This is a genomic window from Leptotrichia hongkongensis (assembly GCF_007990635.1).
Lineage (GTDB): Bacteria > Fusobacteriota > Fusobacteriia > Fusobacteriales > Leptotrichiaceae > Leptotrichia > Leptotrichia hongkongensis.
Genome location: NZ_AP019846.1, coordinates 541,137 through 556,883, shown reverse-complemented (window position 1 = coordinate 556,883; position 15,747 = coordinate 541,137). Strand labels below are relative to the sequence as shown.

General features: G+C 31.1%; 10 protein-coding genes. 1 reads left to right on the top strand and 9 read right to left on the bottom strand.

The window, feature by feature from the left end:
- Positions 1-12 precede the first annotated feature (12 nt).
- From FVE75_RS02665 to FVE75_RS02650, 4 genes are all read right to left on the bottom strand, one after another.
- The gene (locus FVE75_RS02665; RefSeq protein ID WP_147005090.1) at positions 13-2,241 is read right to left on the bottom strand and encodes a heavy metal translocating P-type ATPase; all 2,229 of its coding nucleotides are present in this window, start codon (positions 2,239-2,241) and stop codon (positions 13-15) included.
- 31 nt (positions 2,242-2,272) lie between these two features.
- Complete coding sequence (locus FVE75_RS02660) at positions 2,273-2,842, bottom strand: hypothetical protein (protein ID WP_147005089.1); 570 nt, start codon at positions 2,840-2,842, stop codon at positions 2,273-2,275.
- A 17-nt stretch (positions 2,843-2,859) separates the two neighbouring features.
- Positions 2,860-3,765 (bottom strand): Imm49 family immunity protein, encoded by a 906-nt coding sequence (locus FVE75_RS02655; protein ID WP_147005087.1) that lies wholly within the window; start codon positions 3,763-3,765, stop codon positions 2,860-2,862.
- A 162-nt stretch (positions 3,766-3,927) separates the two neighbouring features.
- Positions 3,928-4,380, bottom strand: coding sequence for a CopY/TcrY family copper transport repressor (locus tag FVE75_RS02650; protein WP_147005085.1), 453 nt, complete (start codon positions 4,378-4,380; stop codon positions 3,928-3,930).
- Between the two features lie 362 nt (positions 4,381-4,742).
- On the opposite strand from FVE75_RS02650, the gene FVE75_RS02645 reads away from it, so the two are divergent.
- Positions 4,743-5,744 carry an ABC transporter substrate-binding protein gene (locus tag FVE75_RS02645; RefSeq protein ID WP_147005084.1) on the top strand — a complete coding sequence of 334 codons (1,002 nt, stop codon included), beginning with the start codon at positions 4,743-4,745 and terminating at the stop codon, positions 5,742-5,744.
- Between the two features lie 248 nt (positions 5,745-5,992).
- Here FVE75_RS02645 and FVE75_RS02640 read toward each other — a convergent pair whose 3' ends face one another.
- From FVE75_RS02640 to FVE75_RS02620, 5 genes are all read right to left on the bottom strand, one after another.
- Positions 5,993-6,331, bottom strand: a complete 339-nt coding sequence (locus tag FVE75_RS02640) for a hypothetical protein (protein ID WP_232052596.1) — start codon at positions 6,329-6,331, stop codon at positions 5,993-5,995.
- Between the two features lie 33 nt (positions 6,332-6,364).
- Positions 6,365-8,176: a translational GTPase TypA gene (gene typA / locus FVE75_RS02635; protein ID WP_147005082.1), complete on the bottom strand. Its 1,812-nt coding sequence runs from the start codon at positions 8,174-8,176 to the stop codon at positions 6,365-6,367.
- Positions 8,177-8,591: 415 nt separating this feature from the next.
- Entirely contained in the window at positions 8,592-9,560 is a 969-nt protein-coding gene (locus FVE75_RS02630; RefSeq protein ID WP_147005080.1) for a metallophosphoesterase family protein, read from the bottom strand.
- 143 nt (positions 9,561-9,703) lie between these two features.
- Positions 9,704-11,125 carry a phospholipase D-like domain-containing protein gene (locus FVE75_RS02625; RefSeq protein ID WP_147005078.1) on the bottom strand — a complete coding sequence of 474 codons (1,422 nt, stop codon included), beginning with the start codon at positions 11,123-11,125 and terminating at the stop codon, positions 9,704-9,706.
- Positions 11,126-11,378: 253 nt separating this feature from the next.
- On the bottom strand, positions 11,379-15,731 hold the full coding sequence (locus FVE75_RS02620) for an autotransporter domain-containing protein (protein WP_147005077.1): 4,353 nt from the start codon (positions 15,729-15,731) through the stop codon (positions 11,379-11,381).
- Positions 15,732-15,747 lie beyond the last annotated feature (16 nt).

Genomic DNA, 15,747 nt, shown 5'->3' with positions numbered 1-15,747 from the left:
TTTTTCAAAATTCTATTTAACTTTAAAAAATTTCAATCTCAAAGCATTACCCAAAACTGATACCGAACTAAACGACATTGCAAAAGCCGCTATCATCGGATCCAATTTTGGTCCATTGAAAAATGCATAAAATATTCCAGCGGCAAATGGAATTCCCAATACGTTATAAAAGAATGCCCAGAATAGATTTTCCTTTATATTTGTGATTGTCGCTTTACTTAATGCTATTGCACCCGCAACATCTCTCAAATCGTTTCTAATTAAGACAATATCAGCCGATTCTATAGCAACATCTGTTCCATTTCCTATCGCAATTCCAACGTTTGCCTGAGCCAGTGCTGGTGAATCGTTAATTCCGTCTCCAACCATTGCAACAAATTCATCTTTTTCCTGAAGTTCCTTTACTTTTTGAGATTTCTGATAAGGCAGCACTTCTGAAATTACATCATCTATTCCCACTTGTTTTGCGATAAATTTGGCAGTTTTTTCGTTATCTCCAGTTAGCATTATTGTCTTGATTCCCATTTTTTTCAGTTTTTCTATAGCTTCCTTGCTTGTTTCCTTTATAACGTCTGCAACTGCAACAAGTCCCGCCAATTCGTTATCAATCGAAATGTACATTGGCGTTTTTCCTTCATTCGACAAAATATCATAATCTTTTTGAGAAATTTCCACATTGATTTTTCGATTTTCCATCAATTTTCTATTTCCAATTTGCACTTCTTTGCCTTCAAATGTTGCACGAATACCGTAACCTGGCATTGCCCTAAATTTTTCATACGGCTTAATTTCAATATTTTTCTCTTTTGCTTTGTTTACAATTGCTTCTGCCAATGGGTGTTCTGAATCATTTTCCACACTTGCAGCAATTTTTAACAATTCATTCTCGTTATAATTTCCATAAGCAATCAAATCAGTCAGTACAGGCTTTCCTTTCGTAATCGTACCAGTCTTGTCAAATACAACTGTTTTAATTTTATATGCTGTTTCAAGAGCTTCTCCACTTTTGATAAGAATACCGTTTTCAGCCCCTTTTCCAGTCCCAACCATTATTGATGTAGGTGTTGCAAGTCCCAATGCACACGGACACGCAATTACAAGTACAGCGATGAAAAACGACAACGCAGTAACCAATCCACTTCCACTCAGAAACCAAGCAATTCCTGTAATTATTGCAATCCCAATAACAATTGGCACAAAATACGCCGCCACAATATCTGCCATTCGAGAAATCGGAGCCTTTGACCCCTGTGCCTCCTCAACCAGCTTTATAATTTGTGATAAAACTGTATTTTTACCAATTTCAGTCGCTTCAAATCTGATACTTCCATTTTTATTTATGCTTCCTCCAACAACTTTATCTCCAATTTTTTTGCTTACTGGCAAACTTTCTCCTGTCAACATTGATTCATCAACAGAAGTCGCCCCTTCCACAATCCTTCCATCTACCGCAATTTTTTCTCCCGGCTTTACAATTACAATATCTCCAACTTTCAAGTTTTCAATCAGGACTTCCTTTTCCACTCCATTTTCAATAATTTTAGCCTTTTTAGGCTGAAGTCCGATAAGTTTTTTTATTGCCGATGAAGTTTGACCTTTTGTTTTCGCTTCCAGCAATTTTCCAAACAAGATTAACGTAATAATTGTACCAGCTGACTCATAATACAAATCCATATGTGCTTCAGGATCTACAGTTACAATTCTAAAAGTGGCGTAAATTCCATAGAGTACTGCCGCTGTTGCCCCAATAGCAATTAATGAATCCATTGTTGGAGATTTTCTTACTAAATTTTTAAATCCATGTGAAAAAAAGTCTCTCCCTGCATAAATAATAGGCAAAGTCAGCACAAACTGTGCCAATGCAAAATTAAGCGGATTTACCTTAGGATTCAAAAATTCAGGAAGTGTTACCCCAAGCATATGCCCCATCGAAATATACAAAAGTGGAACAACAAAAATAACTGCCAAAATTAATCGATTTTTCAAACTTGTTATTTTTTCCTGATAAAGTTCCATCTTTTTGTCTTCCGTCATATCCTCAACCAGTCCATACCCAGCCGACTCGACTATTTTCCTAATTTTATCAAAATCATACTTCTTCTCATCATATTCAATATTCAATTTTTCAGTTGCAATATTAACCGAAGCACTAATATCCGTATTTTTATTAAGCGCCTTTTCCACAGCATTAGCACAAGCTGCACAACTCATCCCAGTTACTGTATAGTTTTCTGTTTTCATATTATGCTCCTTTCATTTCTTCAAAAATTCATTAACAATTAAAATCTAATTCTTCTAACTTTGTTTCATTTATAAATTTAATAAATTCTTCATAACAGTACTTACTTATCTTATCATTCATTTCTTCCACAATATCATCAAGATTTTCACCATCGTCAGTATATTCTTTTTCACCTTCGTTAAGCATTTGAAATTTTTCAACTAATTCAGATGATAATTTTTCTAGAATTTCTTCACAATCTTCTTCCTTAAAAATCTTTTCATATATAGCATTATTTTTAATATCAAAATTTATAACTCCATATATTATTCCCATTGATAACGAATAACTGCAAAAAATATAGTATAAATTGTCTATACCTTTAATTTTAGCTACTCTTTGTAGTTCATTTCTTTCTTCACTTAGAGAATAAGTTCTTGCATAAGAGTAATTTGCACGACTTTGTAATGTTAAAAGTTTTTCATCTTTATATACAATCACATCATATTCAAGTTCTAACATAGCACTGTAAATATCTAAATCATCTAATATATCATCATCTTTTATAACATTATCTTTTTTATATTTTATTCTTGTGTATACATCTATTATTTCTGACATAATTTTAATTCCTCTCATTAATCAATTGAACCAAATGTTGAATAATTTTTTGTCCATTCTCTCCATTCTTTTGGAGTTATTGTTTTTAAATCAAATTTTTTCATAAAATCGTATGGATCTTCATAACTTTCTAATGGAGTATTATCAATTATTTCTTTAGGGGCAACTTCATTGTCTATACCTAAATCAAATCCATGAAGCAATGCTATTTTTGCATATATTATAACATAAATATGTAAATAAAAACTATAGTTAGTAATACGATCTTTAACCAATGCCTTTGCTATTTTAGGCATCATCATCATATCTATCGTTTCTTTCATTTTTTCAATATCCTTTAATGCTAAAGCCTTCAAAAATTGCATTCCATAAACACGGTATCTATAATAACTATCTCTAAAATTTTTAGATTTTTTCAAATATACTGAACATCGCTTTTTCACTTCTTCAAAATCACCAATCATTGCTAATAAAGTTGTCCTTATTATAAAAAAATCTCCATATGTATTAGTTAAATTTTTATAAATATCTTTTTCTGAATCATAATCATTAGGTTGTATTTCCTCTATATTATTTTTTAAAAACACTATAAAATCAGGATTATTTGACATCAGCATATAAAATAAATCTGAATTATCCAAAAATACTTTCTCATCTAATGGTTTTGATAAAAATTCCAATTTAGCAATTATATAGCAATAATATCTACAAGTTTTTATGTCCTTTTCTACAAATAATTTTTTTGAAGAGAGTTGTAAATACTCAAATCCAAGAGATTTCATACAGTATAGCTGATCACCTTTTTTATTTTCAATATAATCAATATCTTGCTCTATTTCTTCACAATTTAATGAATCATTTGTTTCATTTAAAATCCTATTCACACCGAATTCGTATTTAGTTTTTCCCGCCACAATGTTCATTTTGTACCTCCAGTTATCAAATTTTATACTTACTAAACATGTTTTTTTTATTTTGAGAAGGAGTTAAAACCCCTTACCTCATAATACTTACTTTATTAACACTTACAGTTTCCCTAACAAGTCTATTATTAAAATAACAAATTACTCTTATAATTTCATTAATCATCCTTCTCTGCAATTACACTGCCCTTCAACACAATCACACAAAACTTCCTTTACAGCCGTTTTTCTCTTTTTCTCCACAGCCTTTAAAATCAAGTCCAAGTCGTCAAAACTCAGTTCACTGTTCTCGATAACTTTCCCTATCATTTCTCCAACTTTTGTTTTACAAATTTTATCAAAAGTTCCTAATATATAACTATTAGCCACTTCTTTTTCCGTAAAATCCGTCGAATAAATATACTTGTTCCCAATTTCCCTCTTTTTCAAAATATTCTTTTCCAGCAGACGATTTAATAATGTCTTTATTGTAGCCTGCTTCCAGTTCATTTTCTTACAAAGCACCTCTGTCACAAACTTGCTCGTAACTTCGCTATTTGCCCACACAACTCGCATTATTTCCCATTCTGCATCCGTTATATGCTGTTTTTTATCAATTTTGCAGTTTTCTTTCACATTCTTACCTCCTTTAATGTTTACGTTTGTAATCTTTTTACATTATATAGTTTACAACAGTAATCGTTTTTTGTCAAGTATTTTTTTGAACATTTAAATTAGTAAATTGTAAAGGTAAATGTAGATGACTTTTTCAAAATATCCATTATTTTATTTAACTAGCATATTTCATTTAATCTTTTTGATAAAAATATTAATTATTTTACTAAACTTAAATTTTGTAATTTTAGTATCTACTTCTTTTATTTTCCTGTTTTAAATTACTCTAATTGATAAATTTGTTAAAATATGCTGGAAATTTTTAAAAAATATGGTAAAATAATAATACGATTCAAAAATTATTTATTTTAGGAGGAAAACAGATGAAAAAAATTATGAGAGGTGTACTATTATTTGGTATGTTAGGAGGAATGCTTTTGTCTTGCGGAAATAAAAAAAGTAATGATTCTCAAGAGCAAAAAAAGGATTCCAAAGTTAGTGAAAAGGTTTATAAGATTGGATTATCACAGATTGTAGATCATCCAGCGTTAAATGCTGCAAAACAAGGATTTAAAGATGCATTGGAAAAAGCTGGTGTAAAAGCTGATTATGATGACAAGATTGCAAACAATGATATGAGTAGTCAGACATTAATTATGAAACAGTTCGCAGCAGATAAGAAGGATTTGGTATTTGCGATTACAACGCCAACGGCACAAGCGGCTAAAAATCAAATTGGAAGTGAAACACCAGTTATATTTGGTTCAGTTACAGATCCAAAAAGTGCAGGACTTGTAGGAATTCCTAACGTTACAGGAACAAGTGGCGCAGCCCCAATTACAGAAAATTTAAAATTAATGAGAGAATTATTACCAGAAGCGAAAAAAATAGGAATCATTTATAATTCGTCTGAACAAAATTCAGTTTCTGAAGTAAATAATTTAAAAAAACTGGCAGGAGAGTATGGATTCACAGTAGTAGAAAAAGCTGTTACAAATGGTACAGAAATGGTTGCTGCGGCAAATCTTATTTCAAAGAACATTGATATCTACTATGCCATTCAGGACAACACAGTAGCATCATATTTTAAAGCAATACTTGATGTTTTTAATAGCGCAAAAGTCCCAATTCTAGCTACAAATGACGTTTACTCGAATGCAGGAGGGCTAATTTCACAAGGAACTACCGACTACAATATCGGTTACCGTTCTGGAGAAATAGCAGCGGAAATTTTATTAAAAGGCAAGAAGCCAAATGAGATCCCAATAGAAACAGTTAAAAATCTTCAAATAGAAATTAATAAGCAAAATATGCAGTTATTAGGAATAAAAATACCAGACAGCATTTTAAAACAGGCTAAAATGATAGAAACTAAAAAAAATTAACAGCTTTGCTTAATAACTATATAAATTTAGAAATATAACAAAATAAATATTACATGTAAAAAGATAAGGAATATTAAATTTCTGAACAAGTCTAATAAATTTTATAAATTTAAAACAATAAAAAAACTGGAACTATTGAAATTTTTTAGCTCCAGTTTTTATTTGTTATTTTTCAAAACTATCAAGCCATTCGATAAGTTCCAAAAAATCTTCTACTTTTCTTATTTGCTGTAAATATCTTAAATCTATTATTTTTTTGATTTTCTATGATAAAAAAATTCTACATCCCACAATTGCGTCTTTATAAAACCTTCTTTTGGAGTATATTTATAAAAATCATACTTTTCAATATTTGCTCTAAAATATTTCAATTTTGCAAAACAAAGCTGATATTTTCTAAAAACTATTTCTAAAATATTATTTTGTGAAATAAACTTATGTGAAAAATATAAGCGTTCTGGTGTATTATTTCTTCTAGTTATCCATTGCCTTCTGGAATTTATTTCCAAACTATATTTTTCAATAAATTTTATTTTTTCATCTGACAACTCGGCTTTTAATTTTTCTTGAAGTTTTATATTATCCATAAAAATCACATCGCTACTAATTTATATTAATATTTAATTTTTAGAGTTTTCATATTTTTTTCTATCGTTAGCATTCAAATATTTTTTTCTAAGTCTGATAAAGTTAGGTGTAATTTCCACTAACTCATCATTTTCGATATATTCAAGTGCCAATTCCAGTGTAAATTCCTTTGGAGGTGCCAATTTCACAGCATCATCACTTCCAGCGGCCCTCATATTTGTAAGTTTTTTTCCTTTACATACATTTACAACCAAATCGTTTTCTCTTGAATGCTCTCCGACTATCATTCCCTCGTAAACTTCCACTCCTGGCCCTATAAACAGGATTCCTCTTGGTTGTAAGTTATTTAACGAGTACCCTAAACTTGTTCCAGGTTCCATTGCGATTAAAACTCCTCTTCTTCGTCCTGTAACTTCTCCCTTGAAAGGTCCGTATTCAAAGAATGAGTGGTTTATAATTCCTGTTCCTCTTGTTTCTGTCAAGAATTCATTTCTAAATCCAATTAATCCACGTGATGGTACTTTAAACTCAAGTCTTGTATATCCATCGCTTCCTTGATTCATGTTTACCATCTCACCTTTTCTAAGCCCTAATTTTTCAATTACGACTCCTACAAACTCATCGGCAACATCGATAATTGCAAGTTCGATTGGCTCCATTTTCTGTCCATTTTCTTCTTTAAAAATAACTTCAGGTTTTGAAACTGCTACTTCGTAGCCTTCTCTTCTCATATTTTCAAGCAAAATAGATAATTGAAGCTCTCCTCTTCCTTTTACAATAAATGCATCTGGCGAATCTGTCATTTCAAGTCTCATACTCACGTTATGATTTACTTCCTTTTGCAATCTTTCCAAAATATTTCTCGAAGTTACAAATTTTCCATCCTGTCCTGCAAATGGTGAATCATTTACCATAAATGTCATAGCAAGTGTAGGCTCATCAATGTCAATTAATGGTAATGGCTTAGGATTTTCTCTGCTTGCTACAGTTTCTCCTATGTCAATTTTATCAATTCCCGCAATTGTTACAATATCTCCAGCAAACGCTACTTCCATTTCAACTTTTTTCAGACCATCATATCCATAAATTCTAGTAACTTTACCATTTACCAAGTCACCATTTCTCTTAATCAATGTAATTTCCTGATTTTTTTCAATTTTTCCGTTGTAAATTCTTCCAGTTCCTAATTTTCCTACATATTCGTCATATTCAGTATTTGTAACAAGCATTTGAAGCGGCTCATTCACATCTCCTTCAGGATCTTCTACATGCTCCATAATTTTATCATAAAGCGGTTTCATATCCTTATCTTCATCTTCCAGTTCCAGTTTAGCAAATCCATTTTTTGCAGACGCATAAACTACTGGAAAATCAAGCTGAATATCATTTGCCCCTAAATCTACAAATAAGTCAAAAACAGAATCCACAACTGCATCAGGATCTGAATTTGGTCTATCAATCTTATTAACTACTACAATTGGACGAAGTCCATGCTCTAATGCCTGTTTTAATACATATTTAGTCTGTGGCATAACACCTTCAAATGCATCTACCAGAAGCAAAACAGAATCTACCATTTTCAAGATTCTTTGTACTTCCCCACCAAAATCCGCATGGCCAGGAGTATCCACAATATTTATCTTATATCCATCATAATGAAATGAAGCATTTTTAGAAAAAATCGTAATCCCTCTTTCCTTCTCCAAATCATTACTATCCATAATTCTTTCATCTACTTTTTCATGTTCCCCAAATGTTCCTGCCTGTTTCAATAAAGCATCGACAAGAGTCGTTTTTCCGTGATCTACGTGTGCAATAATTGCAATGTTTTTAATTTTGTTCATCCTTTATTTTAACAAATTTCTTGTTAATATTTCCTCCTTAAATTTTTAAAATTTCAATAGATTATTCAATATTTTTATTTTACAAATACATCCTAACTAATATTTAAATCAATATTTATTTTTCTATAATTTTTTATATTTTTAGTTTCACAATGCTATATTAAACAAAAAATAATAAGCAAAATTTTATTTGATCTTTCATTAAAATAAATTTATAAAATATATTTATTAAATAATTTTAATATATGAATTATAGTTAAATTCACCTAAATATTATAACAAAAAAGACTGGAAAAATCCAGTCTAATTTATAGCACATTTTTTTTTAAATATTATACAAAGTTTCCCTTAGGGATTTTTACACGCCTATTATAGCATATTTTCTAAAAATGTCAATCCTAAAAAATTTTTTAACTTATAATTTCTTCTTTTTAATATAATTTGCAATATTCTTTCCGAATAATTTTTCATATTTTTTCCAAAAATTTGTTAAAAATTTTTTTTCATTTTTATCTAATTTTTCTAAAATTATTATTTTCCCTTTCCCACTTTTAATCTTATATTTCTCAGAATCTATAAACTCTGCCACTTCCTCATTCCAAAGTTCCAAAAATACTTTGCTTGAAACCTCATCGAATTCTATAAATTCATCTTCATAAACATAAATTTCCTCTTGACTTTTTACTTCTATACATCCTAAAAAATGTGTAAAAAATGCACCGCAGTCTATCCCCTTTATTCTATCAGTCTTTTTAGAAATTCTTCCATTTATATTAGGCGTATGACCAAAATATATATTTTTATCCCTATATTCCTCAAGCTCTACATTTTCCATAATCCAAAATTCATCTCTAGTCCAAAGTACTGTTTCCTTTTCTTGTTTTGTCAAAGCTATATTCAAATCAAGCCCTGCATGAACAAAAATATTTTTATTCCCATAAATTATTAAAGGACAGTTTTTGAGCCATTTTACAAGCCATCTAATTTCATCAAAAAGATTTTCTTGGTGCCATTCTGTCATCGTTTTATTTTCAAAATATTTAGAATGTCTATAAATTGAATATTCTGTTTCATATCTTAATGGATAATCATTTTCCAAATCCTCAAGAAGCATATCCTCATGATTTCCCAAAATAAACTTTAGGTTATACCCAAGTTTTATCATTTTGATACATTTCATATAAATTTCGTAAGACTTTTTCCCTCTGTCACAAATATCCCCTATAATCACAAGTAAATCTTCTCTTTTTAAGTCAATTCTATCCAGCATTTTCAAAAATAAATCGTACTGTCCATGAATATCTGACATTACAAAAATTCGGTTATAGTCATTCTCATTTATCTTTTCTATCTTAATCTTATTTGCCTTAATTACACTTTCCATAAAAATCACTCTTTTTCTTTAATATAATCAAAATTTTTATATATATTTATTTCTTAATTACTTAAATAAATCATTTTAATTATTAGGATAAACCTTCACTTCAAAATAAGGATTTAAGGCAATGATCAATCCTACATTTATCTTTAAAATGCCCCAAATCCATTCATTTCCATAAACCTGAATAACAAATCATTCATTAATTTCTCATTTTTTTCTGTGTCATAAGGTAATGTAAATTCTCCATCTCTATTTGTCCATAATCTGTCATAATAATCCAAAATATCTTTGGAAATTTTCTGGTCATAAGCTGACATAATTTTTAGTTCATTTTCCAAATTAAAATTACGCATATTACGTCTTGTGAAGTTTGTTGAACCTCCATAAGTTATCAAATAGTCTTTTTTCAAGATGGAAAGCATTTTTACGTGGTACATTTCCTCTCCTTTATTATAAAACTTGACATTTATGTCATAATTATGTTTTCTTGCATATTTCATTAGTTCTCCAGCAGCAGCTTTGTTTGGGAGTCCTGCATTTGAATTATTCAAAATTATCTCAAATTTTACTCCACGCCGTGCAGCTTTTCTTATATCGTTAATTATCCCTCTGTCTGCAAGGAAAAACTGGGCAATAATGACTTTTTCCCCAAACTGAGTATTTTTTAATTCTTGGGAAATATCTTTAGCTGTTGCACCATTTGTAAAATATTGTAATTTCAGTTTGTCATTTTTAGAAAATGGAATTTTACTAAAATCCTTATCTGGTAATTTTTGCTTTAAACTTCCGTCTTTTTTAGTAATTTTTGCAGCTGGCTTTTCTCCTTCGTAAATTTCCTTAATAATTGGCGATGAAAACTTAAATGCCACATTTGAGTGCTTTGAACCTTCTGCATGTGGATTTGCCGATGTCAGCATTGCCGTAGTTTCATTCATAATCAGTTTTCTGTGATTAGCTTTGGCATTTAATGCTCTTAAAATACTACGAATTGTAACTTTGTCAGTACCTTCGTAAATTGGATTTTTAGTTTTTCCACGATTTTTCGGATTTCCAAAAGGCTGGACAAAAAGGCGCCATGGAGCCGAATAAACAAGCATTGGATCTCTTAATTTTGTCAAATCCACATATCCAATTTTTACGCCAGCCTCCTCCAGCTTCTTATGAGTTTTGTTATCAAACGCTCCATAAAAAGTGTTACTTTCATCAAGTATCAAATATATTTCAACATTTGGATCTTTTTTTCTTTTTTCAAGTATCTTCTGTGCAAACTCTTCTGCAATAGGCAATGGTTGTAATTTCTCCTTAACACCTTTTCCAAGAAAATCATTAAATACAAAAATATCCATTAGGAAAAAGTCTTCCGCCTTATCCAAAATATCGTAAGCCTGCTCCCAAATCTGCCTTTCATAATGGGTTTCTCCGTCTTTTTTATACGTTAAATCGTAGTAAAATTCAACATTATCCGCATTATAAACCTCACTTTTCATCGTAAGCCCTTCTGAAAGTGAAGTACACGAAAAAGTTGTTAATACTAACAATATAATTAAAAAAATAATTTTTTTATTCATACAGAATCTCCTTTTTATAAACTATCTAATTTTAAAATTATTTATTTTTTTCTTTCAACAATATATATTTTAAATACATTTTAATTATACCAATTTTTTTTGATTTTTTCTAGTTCGTACTAAACGTTTAAAAACGAGAATAAATTTTTAATAAAGAATAAAAAGAAGAGCCACCACACTGGCAGCCCTTCCTAAGTTTAAGCTATTTGTTTCTTTTCAAGCATTTTAATCATGATTTCTTGTCTTAATTTTATTAATACAATACTTTCATTCCTAATCCTGCTTTGAAGTTATGTCCTTTTGTTTCATATCCTGTGTTTACTGTGAATCCGAATCTTCCGTTTTCTACTCCTAAGTTAAGATCTGACTTGAAGTTTCCTCTCTTGTCTTCCTTATCTCCTTTGATTCCGAAGTAATCAGTCCATGCTCCTACGATTCTAGCTTCATTATTAACATCATTTACTTTTCCAATTTCATTTTCATAAGCAAATGCTAAGACTGCTGTAAAGTTAGAATTTTTGAATACTGGCTGATTGTATTTGAAGTCGATTCCTACACTTGGTTTAACTGAGATATAATCATCACTCTTAACATTCAATGCCATATCTCCAGTTTCGTGGATTCCCGAGAATCTTCCATATTCAGCTCTAATTCCAAGGTTTGGAACTATGCTAAATCCATCATTTACTACAAATTCTTTTTGAAGACTTGCGCTAAGTCCTGCTCCATAAGTAAAGTAGTTAGCTTTTGCTCTAAATTCTTGATCTATTACCCAGAATCTACGTTTAGTATCTGTTCTACCAAAGAATCCATCTCCACCTACATTAAGTGTAAGTGTTCCGTTAGCATCAAGAGGTATTTCTCTGAACGCTCCAACTTTTGCCATTGCTTGGTTTTCAAATGATTTAGACAAATCTTTGAATGTGAAGTAGTTATTTACAACACCAGCATACCATCCTGAACCTTCACCAAGTCTAACAGTTTCGTCTTCATGAACGAACACGAATCCTCCAGCATTACTGTACCAATCAGGCATTCCTGCTGTATCAGTCTTGAATTCATTTCTTTGTCCAAATGCTTTAAATTTATTTGAATCTTTAGAACCGTTAAATTCTGTCTTCAAGTTAGTAATTTCTCCATTAAGAACATCTGATGTAGCTTTAATTCTTTGTTGAACTCCACCATAAATGTGTCCTCTCATTTGGTCAAATGCTTGAGCCAAGATGTGTCCTTCTCCATTACCTAAGCTGTTAAGTTTATTGAAGATAACTTTTTCAGGACTTCCCGGTCTTGCAATTTCATAAATATTATCCAAGTTATTTGTAAAGTTAATAAGTGATTTATCATCATCGAATGCAAATGAGTGATAAGGTACTTTACTCATGTACACTTCTGTTAACTGATTGTCATCAGATATTTTTGCTAATACTTGCCAAGTTAAGCTTGCTGACAATGGATTAATTCTTGCCCCACCTGGTAATTTATTCAACGCATCGTTAAATGGTTTCAAGATATTACTTTTAGCAACAACGTTTCCATTTTCATCAATTTTATCTCCAATTCTAATTGCTTTAGAGTTGGTATACATTGTAGCTTCTGGTCCAAAGTATAAGTCAACTTTTCCTAAATTACGTAAATATTGTATACCGTCAATTGGATTAGTATATCTAACTCCTGAAGTATCTACATACATTCCGATGCTTGTAATTTCTGAAAGTTGTGGTTTATCACGGTGTGGCCAAGCTGGGTTACCCCATTCATCGTGAGTATAAAGATCTATTATTCTTGTTCCTCCAGTTTGAATACTGCTAGAAACTGTTATGTTTTTAGCCAAATCTCCAGGATTTGTTGCATCAGATTCAACATTAAATACAGGTGTGTCAATACCATCAACACTTACTTTTGTTATTGGTACAATATCTGGAGCTGTTATAGTTGTTCCAACTCCTGTTGTCTTAGGATTTCCTGCTGTACCTTCTTCAATTGAAGATTCAGTACCTCCATATAAGTCTGTTCCACCTTGTCCGTTAGTTTGTCCTGCAGTCTTAGCTGCTGCTGTTAAGTATCTTGAATCTGTTGATGGAAGAACTTCAGTCGGATTTCCGTTAGCATCTACAATAAATCTTGAACCATCTGTTACGATTCCATAAGAACCTGTTCCCAGTACACTAATTGTTCCATAGTTCTTAATGTATCCTCCATTAATTGCAACTACCCCTTTCAAATTTTGGGCATTACCAGTAATTGTTCCATGGTTTTCTCCAATTGCTCCTCTATCAAGGTACATACCGATTGCACTTTCACCTTCTAGATTAATTGTTCCATAGTTTACAGCTTTAGATCCAGTACCAGTTGCGAACATTCCGATACCTTCTTTTTCTTTAACATTAATTGTACCTCTATTTACAATGTATCCTTCTTCCTGTGTTCTATCAAACTTACCATCTGTTTTATAAACATTACGTCCTGCGGCCATTGCTGCTGAGTATCTCATATTAACTGTATCTGACATACCAGTTGTAATTGTTCCATAGTTAGTTGAAGCTACGTTAGTATTGCTTGAGAAGATACCGACGTTTCCAAATCCTAAGCTATCATTATTTTGATTTTGAATATCATATTGTGATCTCAAATCAATTGTTCCATAGTTGTCTATAGCTCCTTTTGTATAATAAGCTGTATTGTAATCTCCATCCATTGTTACATTAGCATAAGATTTTCCTGTTGATGCAGTATCTAATGAATAGTAGTATACAGAGTTACCTTGTTCATAAACTTCTTCTGGAACTTTAGGATTTGTAGGTTTTGTTGATTTAACATGTCCTCCTGCATTGTTATTTGTAGAGTATGCCAATCTGATTGTTGGCTGATCTGTTGCAGAACCAATTGTTACATTTGTTGCTGCTCCTCCATCTTTTTCAGCCATTACAATACCATATGAGAATCTATCGATATCCATATCAGCACTTACATTAATATTTCTTGCTCTGTTTGTTGCACTCTTATCAATATAAACTCCAATTACTGAATCTCTTTCTCTTGGTGTATCTAATGCTGATAACAAGTTATTTGGATTAGCATATTGAGTTTGTCTGTTGATTGGATATGCTCCTGGTGCAGTTGAAACTCCAGATGTTGTTTGAACATGTCCCATTACAGTATCATTTCCTGCTAAAATCTTAGTTTGTTGGATATTTACATCTCCATCTCCTGAGTAAATTCCATAATTATTTTTATTAACTGTAATTTGTGATTTAGTTCCATCAGATTTTGCTCCTGTATTTACATTATATCCGTAAATAGCCCAGCTTCCAATATTCTTATCATTTGTAGAATCTCCGATTGTAATGTCTCCATGGTTTTCAATAGTTGTATAAGTTCCACCAGCATTACCATTAGCAGAATTTGCAAAAATACCAATATTAGCTTTCTTCATATCTTCAGAAGTAATAGTATTTGCAGTTGCATTCAATGAATCGTTAAGTTTAATATTACCATAGTTTACAAATGTACCTTTATTAACTACAGCACCATAAGCTCTTACATTAGTAACAGATGATGAATCTTCTTCTATGTGTCCTCTATTAATTACAGTGTCTCCAGCATCATTAGTGTTTACTAAGATACCGGCAATACCTTTGTAAGTTCCACGTCCTGCTGTTGGTGTAGCAGCCTTAGATTCTGTTAATTCATAAGCTAAATCTACAGCAGTATCAGCATTGTTTGAAAATTTAATATCTAAATCATTTGAAGCTGTTGTTAAAGATGTTCTCTTACCACCAAATGCCATAGCAAATCCATTTTTATTACTTGCTCCATTATAATTGTATTGGAATGTCTTCAAGTGATTAGCACCTGTTGCAATATGTGAATTATCTGTAAACCACATTCCGACTCCATTATCTTTAGTTACTACAGTAAAGTTTTTAGAAGTTACATTAACTTTTACATTTTCTCCATAAACACCAATACCATTTTCTTGAGTAAAGATATCGTTAGTTGCTTTAGTAAATTGCCCAAGAGTTCCACCAAAACTATTTAGTGTTATTTCTCCACCATTGTTGTCAGGATTACTGTTAACTAATGCGATACCTACTCCTCTGCTATTTGCTGGTGTAGCAGATGCTGTACTTTGAACTATTATTCCTGCTGAACCTAAATCTGATGTATCATAATCAATAGTTACATCTGATTGATTAGCATTATTATTGTTTTGTCCATATATACCTACAGCCAAATCACCATCTACAGTAATTTCACCTTTATTACTAATAGCAAGTTTATTTGCATAAGGATTATTTTGTTTATCAAGAAGTCCTGTATTTGATATACCTACAATACCGTAATTTTCTCCGCTTGGATTAATTTCTGCCGTTCTTCCAAGGTTTGTTCCTGCTGTTTTAGCAGTTGATGGGGCAGCATATTTACCTGTAACAGTAATTGTTCCACCTTTTAAGTTTGTAAGAATACTATCATTAGTTCCTACCATTCCATTTCCGTGGTCAACTTTAACTACACCTGTTTTATCATTTTCAACAGTACCATTTACAACATTTAATGCAGTTATAGTGTTGTGAGATAATACATATGTGACAAGAATATACAAAAAAAGAAAGGTTTCT